Genomic DNA, 15,777 nt, shown 5'->3' with positions numbered 1-15,777 from the left:
CGGAGCGACGGTTTTCGGACGGATCGACGTGACGCGGCGAGGAACAGCCTTGGGGCGGGTGATGGGTGTGGCGAGGAACAGGCCGGGGGTTCGGATCGCGCGGCTCGCGCTCGCCGCCGGCCTTGCGCTGAATCTCGGTGCCTGCTTCCGTCCCCTCTACGGGCCGACGGCATCGGGCGAGTCGATGCAGGGTCTGCTCGCCGCGATCCAGGTCGATGACGTCAACATGGCCCAGGATCAGGATCGCCTCGGGCACTATCTGCGCAGCGAGCTGATCTTCGATCTCGACGGCTCCGGCCAGCCCGCCGTGCCCAAGCGCTACCGGCTGAAGATGCAGGGCTCCGAGCAGGTACAGACCCCGATCGTCTCCTCGACCACAGCGCGGGCCGAGGCCGGCACCATCGTCGGCACGGTGAAATTCTCGCTGGAGAGCCTGGACGGACGCCGCGTCCTCACCGAGGGCGTCGCAACCGGCACCGCGACCTACGATCGCTCGATCCAGCGTTTCGCCTCGCTGCGCGCCGCGCGCGACGCCGAGATCCGCCTTGCCAAGGTGCTGGCCGACCAGATCAAGACCCGGATCGCCTCCGTCCTCACCGTCAAAACGAACCCCTGACGGGCGTGGCATGACGGCGGTCAAAGCCGGCGATGTCGAGGGGCTGGTCCGGCGCGGCCCCGATCCGCGCATCGCGGTGGTTCTGGTCTACGGGCCGGATGTCGGCCTCGTCGCCGACCGGGCTATGCGGCTGGTCCGGGGGATGGTCGCCGACCCGGACGACCCCTTTGCGCTCATCAGGATCGACGGCGACACCCTCGCCTCCGATCCGGGCCGCCTGGTGGATGAGGCCGGCACCGTCGGCCTGTTCGGCGGCAGCCGCACGATCTGGGTCCGCTCCGGCAGCCGCAACTACGCGCCGGCCGTCGATGCGGTGCTGAAGGCACCGACCGAAGGCGCCCGCATCGTCGTGGAGGCGGGCGACCTCGCCCGCTCCGCCCCTCTGCGCACGCTGTGCGAGGGGTCGCCCAAGGCGCTCGCCCTGCCCTGCTACCCCGATGACGAGCGCACGCTCGCCGACCTGATCGAGCGCACGTTGCAAGAGGCTGGGCTGCGCATCGACCGCGACGCCCGCGACCTGCTGACGGGCAGCCTCGGCAGCGATCGCCGTGCCAGCCTGTCCGAGATCGGCAAGCTCGCCCTCTACGCCCGCGGCCAGGGCAGCGTCGGCGTGGACGACGTCGAGGCGATCGTCAGCGACGTCGGGGCGAGTGTCCTCAACGCGCTGATCGACGCGGCCTTCGCCGGCCGTGCCAGCGAGGCCGAGCGCGAGTATCGCCGCTTCCGCCACGAGGGGATGGACCCCTCGGCGATGCTCGGCGCCGGGTTGCGCCACGCCCTCACGCTGCTCTCCCTACGCCTCGACAATCCGCGCGGCAGCGCGAGCCAGATCGTCGCCAATTGGCGCGGCCTGCATTTCCGCCGCAAGGCGCTGGCCGAAACCCAGCTCGCCCGCTGGTCGGCACCGGGGCTGCAACAGGCCGTGGCGTGGCTCCAGGACGCGGTGCTCGCCTGCCGCCGCTCGGAGCCGGACCTCGCCCACGCCCAGGCGCAGGGGGTGTTCCTGCGGATCGCCATCGAGGCTACGCGGCGGCGGGCCTGAGTTCGCTTCATGAGAGCGGCGGAGCGTGCCTCAGGCTCCGCCGAGCTTGCGGCAGAGCGCGTCGCGCTCCTCGGCGCTGGTGTAGCGGATGCGGATCTCACCCTCGCCACTCGCCTTGGCCTTCACCGCCACGCTGTAGCCGAGTGCCCGGCCGAGGACGTCTTCCAGCGAGCGCAGAGCGGCGTCGCCCTCGGCGGAGCGGCGCGGGCGCCCCGGGCGCGGCGTGTCGTCCTGCGGGGCCTCTGCCGCGGCCAGCGCCTCGACCTCGCGCACCGACAGCCCCTCGGCCACGATCCGGCGGGCCACCGCCTCCGGGTCGCGCACGGAGAGCAGCGCGCGGGCATGGCCGGCGGTGATCTCGCTGGCGATCACCCGGTCCTGAATCGCGGGCGGAAGCTGGAGCAGGCGCAGGGTGTTGGCGAGATGGCTGCGGCTCTTGCCGAGCAGATCGGCCAGCTCGGCCTGGGTATATTTGAACTCGCCCATCAGCCGCTCGTAGCCCGACGCCTCCTCGATGGCGTTCAGGTCGGCCCGCTGGACGTTCTCCAGGATCGCGTATTCGAGCGAGGTGCGGTCGTCGATCTCGACCACCACCACCGGCACTTCGTTGAGGCCCGCCCGCTGGGCCGCGCGCCAGCGCCGCTCGCCGGCGACGATCTCGAAGGTGCCGGGCACCCCCGAGAGCGCGCGCACGACGATCGGCTGGATCACGCCGCGCTGACGGATCGAGGCGGCCAGCTCGTCGAGTTCCGGCTCCGAGAAGCGGCGGCGCGGATTGCGTGGGTTCGGGCGCAGGAACTCCACGGCGACCTTGCGCTGCGCGTGCCCGGCGGTGCGGGCCGCCTCCTCCGGCGCGTCGTCGGAAAAGTCGCCGATCAGCGCCGCAAGGCCGCGTCCGAGCCGCGGCCGCGCCGCATCATCCGCCATTGCCACGATCGAAACTCCAAACTTTTAAAAGACTTAGAGTGCCTCACAAAACTCCCGGTCTCTGACCGTTCTCGCTCTGGCGATGACAGCACGGCGGGCGTTTTGTGAGAGACACTTAGGCGGCTGCAGCGGGCGGGGGCGCCCGACCCTCGCGTTGGATCACTTCGGAAGCGAGGCGCAGATAGGCCTGCGAGCCGGCGCATTTGAGATCGTAGAGCAGGACCGGCTTGCCATGGGAGGGCGCCTCCGAGACGCGCACGTTGCGCGGAATCATCGTCTCGTAGACCTTGTCGCCCAAGAAGCCGCGAACATCGGCGACCACCTGGGTCGAGAGGTTGTTGCGCGGGTCGTACATGGTCAGCACGACACCCTGAATCTGAAGCTTGGGGTTCAGCGCTCCGCGAACCTGCTCGACGGTACGCAGCAACTGGCTCAGTCCTTCGAGGGCGAAGAACTCGCATTGCAGCGGCACCATCACCGCGTCGGCGGCAGCGAGCGCGTTGATGGTGAGCAGGTTGAGCGAGGGCGGGCAATCGATCAGCACGTAGCTGATCGGTTCGACCCCCTCCGGCATCGTGAGATCGCGGAGGATGTTGCGCAGGCGGTGAGCACGGTCGGACGCGCTCGCCAGTTCGAGTTCGAGGCCGAGCAGGTCCATCGTTGAGGGGGCGACCGAGAGGCGCGGTACCGCCGTCGGCGTGATCGCATCAACCAGCGGCGCTTCGCCGGCCATGACATGATAGGTCGAGACCTTGCGGCGGCGGCGGTCGATGCCGAGACCGGTCGAGGCGTTGCCCTGCGGATCGAGGTCGATCACCAGCACCTGCTCGCCGATGGCGGCCAGCGCCGTGCCGAGGTTGATCGCCGTCGTGGTTTTGCCGACACCGCCCTTCTGGTTGGCGAGCGCGAGCACGCGCAGCGGTTTGGCTTGAGCAGGAGCAACCTGCGCCGGTGAGGCCGTGGATGAGTCGGTCATGGGTCCACGCGGGAAAGCGACGTGACGCGCACGATCCGTGCCTGCGAGTCGGTGCGGCTCGGAATCAGGTCGCGGGCGAATGTCCACTCATCCTCGGCCTCGGTCAATTCCGCGGCTGCATCACGTCCCTTCGGAAACAGCCCGATGGTGCCGCTTGTCAACAAAGGTTCTGTCCAGGCGAGCAATTGCGTGAGCGGGGCCAGGGCACGGGCGCAAACGATTTCGGTGTCGGTCAGGGTTTCGATCACGGCTTCGATGCGCGCATTGTGAACGATGACCGGTGCGCCGGTGAGGCGGGCGGTCTCTGAAAGGAAAGCGCATTTGCGCGCGTTGCTCTCGACCAGACGGACATGAAAGCCCGGCCGCTCTTTGCCGGCAATGGCGAGGATCAGACCGGGGATTCCGGCTCCCGAGCCGAGGTCAAGCCAACGGGTCGCCTCAGGGGCGATGGCAAGAAGCTGAAGGGCGTCGGCGATATGCCGGTGCCAGACCTCCTTCAACGTCGCGGGGCCGACGAGGTTTTTGACGGTCTGCCAGCGGGTAAGCTGTGCAACGTAGAGATCGAGCGACGCGGCTGTTTCACGTGAAACATGATGCTCGTTCAGGACACGCGTACGCAGATCAGTGCTCATTCTGCCGTCCTTGCGTCGGGGCAGGCCGACATTCTCATGCCGACGCCTGAACTCGGCCCCGGCGGGCATGGGCCGCAAGCAGGGTCAGAGCGGCCGGCGTCACGCCCTCGATGCGCGCGGCCTGCCCCAAAGTCGTCGGGCGCACGCCGTCGAGCTTCGCCCGCATCTCGTTGGAAAGGCCGGCGATGGCGCCGTAATCGAGGGAGGTCGGCAGGCGTACCGCCTCGTCGCGGCGGAAGGCGGTGATGTCGGCCTGTTGCCGGTTGAGATAGACGGCGTAGGTCGCGTCCGTCCGGAGGCGCTCCGCAACCCGCGGCGGCACCGCTGCCAGTTCGGGCCAGACCGCCGCGAGTCGCTCCCAACCGATCTCCGGATAGGACAGGATCTGGAAGGCGCTGCGGCGCAGACCATCATGATTGAGGGCGAGCCCGTGCTGGGCCGCTTCGTTCGGGGTGAGGCTCAGGGTATCGAGGCGGGTGCGCGCCTGCGACAACGCCGACTGCGAAGCTGCGAAATGCGCGGCCCGAACTGAGCCGACACAGCCGAGAGTCGCGCCGCGGGGCGTGAGGCGCTCGTCGGCATTGTCGACGCGCAGGCTCAGGCGGTACTCCGAGCGCGAGGTGAACATGCGGTAGGGCTCGCTCACCCCATGGGTGACGAGGTCGTCGATCATCACACCGAGATAGGATTCGGCCCGGTCGAAGATCGCAAGATCGGAGCCGCCCGCCAGCCGGGCCGCGTTGAGGCCGGCGACGAGCCCCTGCCCAGCCGCCTCCTCGTATCCGGTGGTGCCGTTGATCTGCCCCGCCAGGAACAAGCCCGGCAGACGCTTGGTCTGGAGCGTCGCGTCGAGTTCGCGGGGATCGACGTAATCGTACTCGATGGCGTAGCCGGGGCGCAGGATGCGGGTGCGCTCCAGCCCGGGGATGGCGGCGATGATGCCGGCCTGCACTTCTTCGGGAAGCGCCGTCGAGATGCCGTTCGGGTAGACGGTCGGATCGTCGAGCCCCTCGGGCTCCAGGAAGATCTGGTGGCCCTCGCGATCTCCGAAGCGCACGACCTTGTCCTCGATCGAGGGACAGTAGCGCGGGCCGCGGCTGCTGATGCCGCCGGAATACATCGGCGAGCGGTGGAGGTTGGCCCGGATCAGATCGTGTACCGCTTGCGTCGTGCGGGTGATGCCGCAGGCGATCTGCGGCGTGGTGATCCCCTCGGTCAGGGTCGAGAACGGAACGGGCTCCGCGTCGGCGTGCTGCATCTCCAGGGTAGCCCAATCGATCGTGCGTCCATCCAGGCGCGGCGGCGTGCCGGTCTTCAGGCGGCCGAGGCCGAACCCGTGCCGGTCGAGCGTGCGCGCAAGCCCCAGGGCAGGCTCTTCGCCGACGCGGCCGGCGGGGATCTGCCGCTCGCCGATATGGATGAGGCCGCGCAGGAAGGTGCCCGTCGTGATGACGACGGCCGCCGCGGTGAGCGCGCGCCCATCCGCGAGTGTCACGCCCGCGACACGGCCTGAACGCACGGTCAGGTCGTCGGCCTCGCCCTCGATCACGGTGAGTTCCGGTGTCTCCGCGACCGCCGCCTGCATGGCTCGGGCGTAGAGTGCCCGGTCGGCCTGGGTGCGCGGGCCGCGTACGGCCGGGCCCTTGCGGCGATTGAGCAGGCGGAACTGGATGCCGGCGGCGTCCGCGACACGGCCCATCAGCCCGTCGAGGGCGTCCACCTCGCGCACGAGATGACCCTTGCCGAGGCCGCCGATGGCCGGGTTGCATGACATCGCACCGATGGTGGCAGCCCGATGCGTCACCAAGGCGGTGCGGGCGCCGACGCGCGCGGCTGCCGCGGCCGCCTCGACACCGGCATGGCCACCGCCGACGACGATGACGTCGTAACTGAAAGAATGGGCGTGCATGACCCGTGCTTATGCGCCCGCCATCGGACAGGTCAACGCAGGCGCGCTTCATCGCTTGGTTTGGCGAGGGTTCGGAGCCTTCCGCCCTGCCCGCCCTTCCGAAGTCCATCCTACAAAACGTTCAAGTCGCCGCGAAGGCCCGATGGTCAGCGCAGTTCAGGTCAGGCCGCGGACCGGGATGCTTCCGAGGTGGTCGAGGCAAGGAAGGGGCGTATCTGGAGGTCGATGCAAAACGCCGAAGAGGTCGCCTCTTCGATCACTTCGAGGGACCACGTATCCCCAAGGGTCAACCGGTGGCCCGATTCCTTGAGCAGCGAACCGGCATAATGGACGGCTGCCCGCAGGGCCGCTTCCAGATCGACGCACTCGATTCCATCATCATCCGCGATGTCGAGGCCGTCATGCACGTTGAAGAAGTATTTTGGCATATCGCATTCAGTAATTGAGCCTAAAGGCAAGCAATGATGCATCAAGGCTCACTGCGAATAAAGACTCTGACCGACAATTTTTTGAGCATTTTATGATCATACACTGTGATGACAATCTACGATCGGTCAAAAACTGCTCTTTTTCTCTTACGTTTGAAAAAATATGTTACATCAAGCAATATAAAATGGTGCGCGACACATCGCCTGCAATAAACTTGCGGAATATAAACCCATCATGGGACAAGCTTCCAGTCCGACGGTGTGGATAGGGATGGTTCTCGCAGATCTGCCGAACCTCCCGGTCAGCGATGAGCAAAAATCGTTCAGGCCCTTCCGCATCACGCGCCATTCCTGCATCGCCCCCAATGAACGCGGCGGATCTCAAATTCTTGTCATCCGACTTGCTGCGAAACCCGGAAGGTCTCGGCCTCACCGGTAGCGGGGGCTGGACATTTGCAACGGGGGAACAGGTTAGAGCATCGTCCCGAAAGGTGGTTATCGGCTTTCGGGACGATGCTCCAGGCCGACCTACGCGTCGCGGCTCGGTGGCCCCAAGGCTCCTGTCGTCGATCAGGTGCGCCCTTTGCTGCGCTTCAGAGGGGCGGGATCGGCCTCCAGGTCGCCGAGGGCAACCGGATCGCCGTGTTCCGGCGCGAACCGCCGGCGTCCCCTACTTGCCGATGCAGAAGCCGGCGAAGAGGCGGTCCAGCATCTCCTCGACGCCGACATGTCCGCCGACCTCGCCCAGAGCCCGGACGGCGAGCCGGAGATCCTCTGCCACCAGTTCCGGCGGGAAGCCGGCGGATGCGGTGGCGACGCGGTCGAGATGAGTCGCGGCCCGGGCCAAAGCCTCGCGATGACGCTCGCGGGTGACGAGGGCGTCGCCCTGACCGAAGGCCGTTTGAGCCGCGGCCTGGATGGCATCCAAGAGCCTGTCGAGTCCGGCACCCGTGACGGCCGAGACGGCAAGGCCGCTTTCCCCCGGCACCTCCGGCGCGAGGTCGGTTTTCGTGCGAACGAGAAGGACGGGGACTGCCGCAAAAAGCTCGGCGTCGGCCTTGCCGTCCGCCGGCACGAGATGGAGCACGAGGTCGGCGGTGCGGATACGGCTTTGCGTGCGCTTGACGCCCTCCGCCTCGATCGCATCGGCCGTCTCGCGCAGGCCCGCGGTATCGACCAGCACGACCGGCAGCCCGCCGAGATCGCAGCGTACCTCGATGGCATCGCGGGTCGTGCCCGGAATGTCCGACACGATAGCCGCGTCGCGCCCGCTCAGCGCATTGAGCAGGGTCGATTTTCCGGCGTTGGGCGCGCCAGCCAGAACGACGCAGAAACCCTCGCGCAGGCGCTCACCCCGACGTCCGTCGGCCAGCGTGGCTCGGATCGCATCGCGCAGGGCTGCGGCGCGGCCGGACAGGGCGGCGTCGAGGCCGTCCTCATCGACATCGCCTTCATCGGCAAAATCGAGGGCCGCCTCCGCTCCGGCGAGCAGATCGATGCCGGTCTCGCGCCATGCAGCCACTTGGCGGCCGAGGGCGCCGTCGAGCTGACGCAGGGCCTGGACACGCTGCGCTTCGGTCTCGGCGTCGATGAGGTCGGCGATCCCCTCCGCCTCGGTGAGATCGACGCGGCCATTGAGGAAGGCGCGGCGGCTGAACGCCCCGGCCTCTGCCGGCCGACAACCCGGCACGCGTCCAAGCGCCCGAAGCACGGCGGACCGCACGGCGAGGCCCCCATGCAGGTGCAGCTCGACCATGTCCTCGCCGGTGGCAGTGGCAGGGCCCGGCAACCATGCGACGAGGGCCTGATCGAGGATGTCGCGGGAGTCGGGATCGCGCAGGCGGCGCAGGGAGAGACGGCGCGGTTCCGGGCGCACGCCGGCCAACAGGTCGAGCGCAAGCCCCGCCGCCGGCCCGCTGATACGCACGACCGTCACCGCCGCACGGCCGAAGCCGCTCGCCGGGGCGAAGATGGTGTCGTCACGGTCGGGAAGGGGTGGGGGCATGGTGCTGAACGCTGTCCCGCTGCCGCGCCCCATTCCTCTTGCGGGGAGGAGGGACGCGGCAGCCGCGAGACCTGTTTTATGCGGGAGGCCGGTCAGACCACCAGATTCACGATCCGCCCGGGCACGACGATGACCTTGCGCGGGGCCCGGCCTTCGAGGGCGCGTTGCACCGGCTCCAGTGCCAGCGTCGCCGCCTCGACGGCCTTGGCGTCCGCGTCGCGTGGAACGGTCACGTCCGCCCGCTTCTTGCCGTTGATCTGGACCGGAAGGGTGATCTCGTCCTCGACCAGCAGCGCCTGATCGGCCGCCGGCCAAGCCGTCTGCGCAACGAGCCCCTCCCCGCCCAGCACGCGCCAGGATTCCTCGGCGAGATGCGGCATCATCGGTGCGATGAGCTGCACGAGGATGCGGGCCGCCTCGCCCGCCGCGGCCCTCGAGGCATTGCCGCGCAGGCCCTCGTCGAGGGCGTTGGCCAGGGTGTAGATATGGGCCACGCAGCGGTTGAACCGCAGGCGCTCGATATCCTCGCCGACGGCGGCGAGCGCCTTGTGGGCGGCCTTGCGCAGGGGGGCATCGGCGGTGCCGCCGGGCCCATTCGCGGCCGTCGCGCCGTGGACGAGGCGCCAGACGCGCTGCACGAAGCGGGCGGCACCCTGCACGCCCTCTTCGGTCCAGATCACGTCACGCTCGGGCGGCGAGTCGGAGAGCATGAACCAGCGCGCGGTATCGGCGCCGTAGCTGGCGATGATGTCGTCGGGGTCGACGACGTTCTTCTTCGACTTCGACATCTTCTCCGTCGGGCCGATCTCGATCGGCTCGCCGGTTTTCACGTGAAAAGCCTTGCGTGCTCCGTCTTGCGTCTCGAAGCGAATCTCGGCGGGCGGCGTCCAGGCGCCGGCCGCATCCTTATAGGTCTCGTGGACGACCATGCCTTGCGTGAACAGGCCCGCGAACGGCTCGGACACGCCGGACCAGCCCGTCGCCTGCATCGCCCGCATGAAGAAGCGCGAGTAGAGCAGGTGCAGGATCGCGTGCTCGACGCCGCCGATATACTGATCCACCGGCAACCAGTGATCGACACTCGTCCGGTCGGTCGGGGCGTCGGCGAGCCAGGGCGCGGTGAAGCGGGCGTAGTACCAGGACGAATCCACGAAGGTGTCCATGGTATCGGTCTCGCGCCGCGCCGCCGCGCCGCAGCGCGGGCAGGGCACCTGACGCCACGTTTGATCCCGCTCCAGCGGATTGCCGGGCTGGTCGAACGAGACCTCGTCGGGCAGCTTCACCGGAAGGTCTTCCACCGGCACGGGCACCGGGCCGCAGGCCTCGCAATGGATGATCGGGATCGGGCAACCCCAGTAGCGCTGGCGCGACACGCCCCAATCGCGAAGGCGGAACTGGACCTTTCGGCGGGCGACCGGCGCATGCCCAAGCGTTTCGCCCTCCAGCCGGTCGGCGACGGCCTGGAACGCGTCGTCGGTGGTCATACCGTCGAGGAAGCGCGAATGGATCATCCGGCCGTCGCCGTCATAGGCGGTGTCGGTGATGATGAAGGCGTCCGGGTCCTGCCCCTCGGGACAGACCACCGGCGTGTTGCCGAGCCCGTACTTGTTGGCGAAGTCGAGGTCGCGCTGGTCGTGGGCCGGGCAGCCGAACACCGCGCCGGTGCCGTAGTCCATCAGCACGAAGTTCGCGACGAAGACCGGCAGCGCCCAGGACGGATCGAGCGGGTGGCGTACCGTGAGTCCGGTGTCAAACCCGAGCTTCTCCGCCGTATCGATCGCCTCCTGCGCCGTGCCGATGCGACGGCACTCCTCGGCGAAGGCTCGCAGCTCCGCGGCCCTCGGGCCGGATTCGGCCAGCGCCCGGGCGAGCGGGTGATCGACGGAGATCGCCAGGAACCGGGCGCCGAACAGCGTGTCGGGACGGGTGGTATAGACTGTCACCTCGTCCGTGCCGGCGAACGGCGCGGCGAGGGCGAAGCGCACCTCCAGCCCCTCCGAGCGGCCGATCCAGTTGCGCTGCATCAGCCGGACCTTTTCCGGCCAGCGCTCCAGGCCGTCGAGGGCGTCGTGCAGATCCTGCGCGAAATCGGTGATCTTGAAGAACCACTGGGTCAGCTCGCGCTGCTCGACGAGCGCGCCCGAGCGCCAGCCGCGTCCATCGATCACCTGCTCGTTGGCGAGCACGGTGTGATCGACCGGATCCCAGTTCACCTTCGCCGTGCGGCGGGTGACGAGCCCCTTGCCCAGGAAGTCGAGGAACATGCGCTGCTGGTGCTTGTAGTAGTCGGGATCGCAGGTCGCGATCTCCCGGCTCCAATCCAGCGACAGGCCCATGCTCTGGAGCTGTCCGCGCATGGTGGCGATATTGGCGTAGGTCCACTCCCGCGGGTTGACCTTGCGCTCCATGGCGGCGTTCTCGGCCGGCAGGCCGAAGGCGTCCCAGCCCATCGGGTGCAGCACGTTGTGGCCCTTGGCGCGCTTGTAGCGGGCCACCACGTCGCCCATCGCGTAGTTGCGCACATGGCCGATATGGATGCGCCCCGACGGGTAGGGGAACATCTCCAGCACGTAGTATTTCGGTCTGGCGTCGTCGTTCTTCGTCTCGAACAGCTTGGCCGCGTCCCAGGCCTGCTGCCAGCGCGGCTCGGCATCCTTGGCGTTGTAGCGCTCTTGGTGTGCGGTCGGGGAGGGCTGTGCGGAATCGGTCATCGGGAGCGCCGGGATCAGCGGAAAAGGAAGTGGCCCGCACGCAACGGTGTCGCGGGGGCCGAAGCCCGGCACCTAGCATATCCGTGCGGTCAAGGGTCAACGATCGGCGCGATTCAGGTCTGCTGATAGACCGCCACCACGCGGTCGAAGCGGCGCTCGGCAAGATCGGAGGCACGGATCAGGAAGTAGACGGTGCCCTCTCCGTCTTCCTGCAGGAAGTCGCCGATATCGATCTGCAGCAGGAGGCGCCATGTCCGCGCGCCGGCATCGGTCTCGGCCCGGTGCGCCTCGATCTTGTCCCGTTCGAGGTGCTGCACGCCGAACCGGCTGACGACTTCCGCCTCGACGCGCGGACCGCTCTGTTCCGGCAGCGGCGAGCCGACGAGCTGGTTGCGCCGCCCGGCATTGGCGGTTCCATAGTCGCTGTCGAAGGCCTTCGAGAAGAGGTCCTGATAGGCGTCGCGAAAACGCTCCCCGCCATCGGTGCGGAGCGCCAATGCCGCCTTCAGGGCCGGTCGGGCGTCCATTTCCAGGCTCTCGATCGCCGGCGGGCGCAGGGTGGCGTGCAGGCTCATCGGCCGGGCCGGGCCACCATAGGGCGTGCCGGAATCGGGTTTCGGAAGGGGCCGCTTGAACGGCCGGTTGATCTTCGCGATCTCCGCCCGGTGCGCGTCGGCCGCCGCCGCGAGGTCTGCGGGCATGGTTTGGGGCGCGAGGCCTTCGCGCGGGCTCTCGTCCCAGATCACGCGGGCGGATTCGGTGCCGTTGTCCCATGGTCCGGCAACGAGATCGTAGAAGAACAGCAGCCGCCCGTGCCCCGGCAGAGCGGCGGCGGGACCGCCCTCCCCCTTCGCCGACCCCTTGGCCAACCCCTTGGCCAACTCCTTGGCCAACCCCTGGGCCCGCCCCCTCGCCTGCCCTTGCGCCTCCCCGAGATCGACCTGCGCGAAGAAGGCATAGGGCAGCTCCTTGCGGAAGTGCCGCCGCAGCTCCTCACCGGCCTCCGCGTTCCCGCGCTTGGCAATCGCCTCCGCGTCGGCGGGCTTGGCCCGGCGCGGCCAGGTCAGCCCCGGCGGGAGGTCCGGTGTCCCGCCGATCCGCGTGCCACCGAGACTTCCCTTGCCCGTCGGCAGCGGGCGAAACACGAGCGTCGGCACCAGCGCCGCGACCACCCTCTCGACCTGTGGGCGCGCAAAGTGCTGCGCGAGTTGGGCCTGGGCGTCGGCGGGCGTATCGAACATCGGCGGGGCTTCTCCGTTCGAATCGGGAGAGGCCAGGATATCGCGGGTGCGAAGCAGGGAAACACGCCGCGACCCTTGAAGTCGCGTCTGCGCCGCCGCAAGGAGGGCCCATGATGGATGAGAGCCAGACCCCGGATCAGACCCTCGACGCCAAGCCGCCGGTCGGTGAGGCCGATGTCGCGGCCGGGCTCGCGGAGGTACGCGCGAGCATCCGCCGGGCCGCCGAGGACAACGAGCGCGACCCGGCCAGCGTCCACCTCGTTGCCGTTTCGAAGACGGTGCCGGCCGAGGGCATCCTGCCGGCGCTGGAGGCCGGCCAGCGGATCTTCGGCGAGAACTACGTGCAGGAATCGCGGGCCAAGTGGCCGGCCCTGCGAGAGCGGTTTCCGGATGTCGAGCTGCACCTCGTCGGCCCGCTCCAGTCGAACAAGGCGCGCGAGGCGGTCGAGCTGTTCGACGTGATCCACTCCCTTGACCGGCTATCGCTTGCCGCGGCGCTCGCCAAGGAGATCGAGCGGAGCGGCCGGGCGCCCAAGCTCCTGATCCAGGTCAATACCGGCGACGAGACGCAGAAGGCGGGCGTCTCCCCCGATCAGGTCGATGTCCTGCTCTCGGAGTGCCGCGAGACCCACAATCTCGCGATCCACGGCCTGATGTGCATCCCGCCGGCCGACGACCCGCCCTCCCCCCATTTCGCCCTGCTGGCCCGCATCGCCGAGCGCCACGGCCTGCCGATCCTGTCGATGGGCATGAGCGCGGATTTTCCCGCAGCGATCCAGATGGGTGCCACCCATGTCCGCGTCGGCACGGCCATCTTCGGCCGGCGAACGAAGCGGGTCTGAACCGTTTGCGGTCGACGAGCCGGCTCATCCATCAACCAGAAGAATGAGCCGACTAACGAACGGTCATCGCCCGATCTTCATCCGTGTTCCCGGCCCGAGGCGGCGGAGCAGGCGCAGCAGGTCGGCGGGTTTCAGGGCGACGCAGCCTTCCGTCGGACGGTAGCCGCTGCGGGCGATGTGCAGGAAGATCGCCGAGCCTCGGCCCGGACGGATCGGACCGCGGTTGTAATCGAGGTCGATCACGAGGTCGTAGAGCCCGTCATCGCGCCAGAGCTGCTCGGCGCTCGCCGCCGTGCTCGGCAGCCGGATCGGCCGGTTGTAGCGGCGATCCTGGGGCGCATCGCACCAGCCGTCGTCACGTCGCGTGGGTCGCAAGGGGAGCGCGCTGACGGGGCGGACGGGGAAGCGGTCGGGCCGGTAGAAACCGCCACGCAGGCGAAAGATGCCTCGCGGCGAGGCTCCGTCCCCCTCGCGCTTCTGCGCCGTGATGCCGGAGCGCCCGAGGGCACACGGGATCACGACTCCACCCGCGATCAGCGTGCCGCGGGTCGGATCGCCCGGCAGCGGGCGCACCCGCAGCAGGCCGAGGGTGGCGGGCGGCCTTCCCTTCACCGAGGTGGCGGCCTTGGCCTGCTTTGCAACTTGAGCGCGCCACATTGCCAGTTCGTCCCAGCTTGCTCCGAGCTTGGCCCGGCCTGACGTCATGTCGCGGCAGAGAAAGCTGGAAGATGGCGAAAATTCTGCATAAGCGCGCAATCCGGATTTCCCGGCGCGTAAAACGAACTAGGTTTGTCGTCAGGCGGCACCGCATGGGTTCCGTCCGCGGCCAGCCAATGGGCGATATGCCTATTCGAATCGGCGTGCCGCGATGAAATCGTCTTGGCCGCCTGCCGGATCTCTGTGCGAAGTCCAGGTGGCCGGAATGCTTGTTGAGAGCCGCTGCGTCGATGTCCAACCCCTATTGCCTCCTCGTCTGTGACGACGACGACGCCCTGCGTGAGGCATTGACGGAACAGATCGACGCCTATGAAGAATTCTCCGTCATCGGCGAGCCGACGGCGACCGGGGCGCTGAACCGCGTCACGCAGGAGCCGGTCGATCTCGTCGTGATGGATGTCGCGCTGCCGGACATGGACGGGCGCGAGGCGGTGCGGACCCTGCGCCGCAACGGCTATCGCGGCCCGATCATCATGCTGACCGCGCAGGAATCCGACGACGACATGGTCGAGGGCCTGGAGGCGGGTGCCAACGATTACGTGGTCAAGCCGTTCAAGTTCGCCGTGCTGCTCGCCCGCATCCGGGTGCAACTGCGCCAGCACGAGGCGAGCGAGGACGCGGTGTTCCGCATCGGCCCCTACACCTTCCGGCCCGGTGCCAAGCTGCTGGTGGGCGAGCGCGGCTCCAAGCTGAAGCTCACCGAGAAGGAGACGGCGATCCTGCGCTACCTCTACCGGGCGGGCCGGGAGGTGGTGGGGCGCGATACGCTGCTCGCCGAGGTCTGGGGCTACAACGCCCACGTCACCACCCACACCCTCGAAACGCATATCTACCGGCTGCGCCAGAAGATCGAGCCGAACCCGGCGGTGGCCGCGATCCTCGTCACCGAAGGCGGCGGCTACAAGCTGCTGCCGTGAGGGCCGATCGGGCACCGGTATCCACCGTCCCGCACAGCCTGCGGCCGGGCAACGTATCGCGTTGCCTCCGCATCGGTTAAGCTTGCGCCCGGACAGTCACGTATCGTCCCGAAAGGTGGTCGCCGGCTTTCGGACATGAGGCGATGCAAAGAGCGTAGCGTATCGCGGCCAGGGGCGGAGAGGCGTTGGGGCTCGACGACGACATCGCGATCCTCGCCGCGGCGCCCGTGTTCGAGTTGTTCGGGCGCGACGCCCTGCGCCTGCTCTGCTTTGCCGGTGAGCGCCGCCTCCTGGGGGAAGGCGACCTGCTCTTCGCCCGTGGCGAGCCGTCCGACGGCGGCTACGTCGTCATGTCCGGCACCATCGCACTCGTCCCCCTGCGGTCCGGCGCGGAGCCGGTCACGGTTTCCCGCTCCGGGGTCATCGGGCGCAATGCCCTCTTTCGCCAGGTCGAGCGGCCGGCGGATGCACGCGCGGTCGAGCCGGCCGAAGTGATGCGCGTGACGCCTTCGGTGATGAGCCGCGTCCTGCGCGAGTTTCCCGACGCGGCGGCGGCGATCCGTGACGGCATGGCCGAGGAGCTGCGCGATCTCGTGCAGGGCCTGACCGGCGTGCGTGAGCGGCTTGTGGGCCTCGCGCCACGCAAACGGTGACAGGACCGGCCGGCTTTTGTAAGCACGACCACCTTTCGCGCCGAACCAGAGACGCTGGCCCGATGGCATCGGCCGACGACTCTCGGTCCTTGTGTCAACGTGCATTCTCTCGACGAACCGGTTGCCGCTTCGTCGGAATGCACTTCAGTCCGGAAAGCCCG

The 15,777-nt window shown here is 68.5% G+C and carries 14 protein-coding genes; 5 read left to right on the top strand and 9 right to left on the bottom strand.

Annotation, left to right across the window (positions count from 1 at the left end; genetic code table 11):
* The first annotated feature begins 61 nt into the window (after window positions 1-61).
* Both lptE and holA read left to right on the top strand, forming a co-directional pair.
* Window positions 62-616, top strand: a complete 555-nt coding sequence (gene lptE, locus E4V01_RS03090) for an LPS assembly lipoprotein LptE (RefSeq protein ID WP_060769245.1) — start codon at window positions 62-64, stop codon at window positions 614-616.
* Between the two features lie 10 nt (window positions 617-626).
* Window positions 627-1,658, top strand: a complete 1,032-nt coding sequence (gene holA / locus E4V01_RS03085) for a DNA polymerase III subunit delta (protein ID WP_060769244.1) — start codon at window positions 627-629, stop codon at window positions 1,656-1,658.
* A gap of 30 nt (window positions 1,659-1,688) precedes the next feature.
* Here holA and E4V01_RS03080 read toward each other — a convergent pair whose 3' ends face one another.
* The 8 genes from E4V01_RS03080 to E4V01_RS03040 all read right to left on the bottom strand — a co-directional run bounded on the left by E4V01_RS03080 (window position 1,689) and on the right by E4V01_RS03040 (window position 12,487).
* Entirely contained in the window at window positions 1,689-2,585 is an 897-nt protein-coding gene (locus E4V01_RS03080) for a ParB/RepB/Spo0J family partition protein (RefSeq protein WP_135297406.1), read from the bottom strand.
* 115 nt (window positions 2,586-2,700) lie between these two features.
* Window positions 2,701-3,561 carry a ParA family protein gene (locus E4V01_RS03075; RefSeq protein ID WP_135297351.1) on the bottom strand — a complete coding sequence of 287 codons (861 nt, stop codon included), beginning with the start codon at window positions 3,559-3,561 and terminating at the stop codon, window positions 2,701-2,703.
* Entirely contained in the window at window positions 3,558-4,193 is a 636-nt protein-coding gene (gene rsmG, locus E4V01_RS03070; RefSeq protein WP_135297350.1) for a 16S rRNA (guanine(527)-N(7))-methyltransferase RsmG, read from the bottom strand. Before rsmG ends, E4V01_RS03075 begins: the two co-directional genes overlap by 4 nt.
* A gap of 34 nt (window positions 4,194-4,227) precedes the next feature.
* Complete coding sequence (gene mnmG / locus E4V01_RS03065; protein ID WP_135297349.1) at window positions 4,228-6,102, bottom strand: tRNA uridine-5-carboxymethylaminomethyl(34) synthesis enzyme MnmG; 1,875 nt, start codon at window positions 6,100-6,102, stop codon at window positions 4,228-4,230.
* A 161-nt stretch (window positions 6,103-6,263) separates the two neighbouring features.
* Window positions 6,264-6,572, bottom strand: a complete 309-nt coding sequence (locus tag E4V01_RS03060; protein WP_245517400.1) for a hypothetical protein — start codon at window positions 6,570-6,572, stop codon at window positions 6,264-6,266.
* A gap of 628 nt (window positions 6,573-7,200) precedes the next feature.
* Complete coding sequence (gene mnmE / locus E4V01_RS03050; protein WP_135297348.1) at window positions 7,201-8,535, bottom strand: tRNA uridine-5-carboxymethylaminomethyl(34) synthesis GTPase MnmE; 1,335 nt, start codon at window positions 8,533-8,535, stop codon at window positions 7,201-7,203.
* Window positions 8,536-8,627: 92 nt separating this feature from the next.
* Entirely contained in the window at window positions 8,628-11,246 is a 2,619-nt protein-coding gene (leuS, locus tag E4V01_RS03045; RefSeq protein ID WP_135297347.1) for a leucine--tRNA ligase, read from the bottom strand.
* A gap of 113 nt (window positions 11,247-11,359) precedes the next feature.
* Window positions 11,360-12,487 (bottom strand): DUF1963 domain-containing protein, encoded by a 1,128-nt coding sequence (locus E4V01_RS03040; protein ID WP_135297346.1) that lies wholly within the window; start codon window positions 12,485-12,487, stop codon window positions 11,360-11,362.
* Between the two features lie 110 nt (window positions 12,488-12,597).
* Here E4V01_RS03040 and E4V01_RS03035 point away from each other — a divergent pair, with 110 nt between their 5' ends.
* Window positions 12,598-13,329 carry a YggS family pyridoxal phosphate-dependent enzyme gene (locus tag E4V01_RS03035; RefSeq protein ID WP_060769235.1) on the top strand — a complete coding sequence of 244 codons (732 nt, stop codon included), beginning with the start codon at window positions 12,598-12,600 and terminating at the stop codon, window positions 13,327-13,329.
* A gap of 63 nt (window positions 13,330-13,392) precedes the next feature.
* Here the strand turns inward: E4V01_RS03035 and E4V01_RS03030 are convergent, their stop codons facing one another.
* Complete coding sequence (locus E4V01_RS03030) at window positions 13,393-13,986, bottom strand: L,D-transpeptidase (RefSeq protein ID WP_135297405.1); 594 nt, start codon at window positions 13,984-13,986, stop codon at window positions 13,393-13,395.
* A gap of 290 nt (window positions 13,987-14,276) precedes the next feature.
* On the opposite strand from E4V01_RS03030, the gene E4V01_RS03025 reads away from it, so the two are divergent.
* Both E4V01_RS03025 and E4V01_RS03020 read left to right on the top strand, forming a co-directional pair.
* Window positions 14,277-14,963, top strand: coding sequence for a response regulator transcription factor (locus tag E4V01_RS03025; RefSeq protein ID WP_060769233.1), 687 nt, complete (start codon window positions 14,277-14,279; stop codon window positions 14,961-14,963).
* A 185-nt stretch (window positions 14,964-15,148) separates the two neighbouring features.
* Window positions 15,149-15,616 (top strand): Crp/Fnr family transcriptional regulator, encoded by a 468-nt coding sequence (locus E4V01_RS03020; RefSeq protein WP_135297345.1) that lies wholly within the window; start codon window positions 15,149-15,151, stop codon window positions 15,614-15,616.
* Window positions 15,617-15,777: the final 161 nt, after the last annotated feature.

Origin of the sequence: Methylorubrum sp. Q1 (genome assembly GCF_004683995.1) — a bacterium.
Lineage (GTDB): Bacteria > Pseudomonadota > Alphaproteobacteria > Rhizobiales > Beijerinckiaceae > Methylobacterium.
Note: the sequence above shows the minus strand (reverse complement) of the source record. Positions and strands in the feature narration are given on the sequence as shown.

What these genes read in the sequence shown, in the direction of transcription:
- E4V01_RS03030 (WP_135297405.1), bottom strand. Translation starts at nt 13,986, where the DNA reads ATGTGGCGCGCTCAAGTTGCAAAGCAGGCCAAGGCCGCCACCTCGGTG.
- E4V01_RS03060 (WP_245517400.1), bottom strand. Translation starts at nt 6,572, where the DNA reads ATGCATCATTGCTTGCCTTTAGGCTCAATTACTGAATGCGATATGCCA.
- E4V01_RS03080 (WP_135297406.1), bottom strand. Translation starts at nt 2,585, where the DNA reads ATGGCGGATGATGCGGCGCGGCCGCGGCTCGGACGCGGCCTTGCGGCG.
- E4V01_RS03025 (WP_060769233.1), top strand. Translation starts at nt 14,277, where the DNA reads ATGTCCAACCCCTATTGCCTCCTCGTCTGTGACGACGACGACGCCCTG.
- lptE (WP_060769245.1), top strand. Translation starts at nt 62, where the DNA reads ATGGGTGTGGCGAGGAACAGGCCGGGGGTTCGGATCGCGCGGCTCGCG.
- E4V01_RS03035 (WP_060769235.1), top strand. Translation starts at nt 12,598, where the DNA reads ATGATGGATGAGAGCCAGACCCCGGATCAGACCCTCGACGCCAAGCCG.
- mnmG (WP_135297349.1), bottom strand. Translation starts at nt 6,102, where the DNA reads ATGCACGCCCATTCTTTCAGTTACGACGTCATCGTCGTCGGCGGTGGC.
- mnmE (WP_135297348.1), bottom strand. Translation starts at nt 8,535, where the DNA reads ATGCCCCCACCCCTTCCCGACCGTGACGACACCATCTTCGCCCCGGCG.
- E4V01_RS03075 (WP_135297351.1), bottom strand. Translation starts at nt 3,561, where the DNA reads ATGACCGACTCATCCACGGCCTCACCGGCGCAGGTTGCTCCTGCTCAA.
- leuS (WP_135297347.1), bottom strand. Translation starts at nt 11,246, where the DNA reads ATGACCGATTCCGCACAGCCCTCCCCGACCGCACACCAAGAGCGCTAC.
- E4V01_RS03040 (WP_135297346.1), bottom strand. Translation starts at nt 12,487, where the DNA reads ATGTTCGATACGCCCGCCGACGCCCAGGCCCAACTCGCGCAGCACTTT.
- holA (WP_060769244.1), top strand. Translation starts at nt 627, where the DNA reads ATGACGGCGGTCAAAGCCGGCGATGTCGAGGGGCTGGTCCGGCGCGGC.
- rsmG (WP_135297350.1), bottom strand. Translation starts at nt 4,193, where the DNA reads ATGAGCACTGATCTGCGTACGCGTGTCCTGAACGAGCATCATGTTTCA.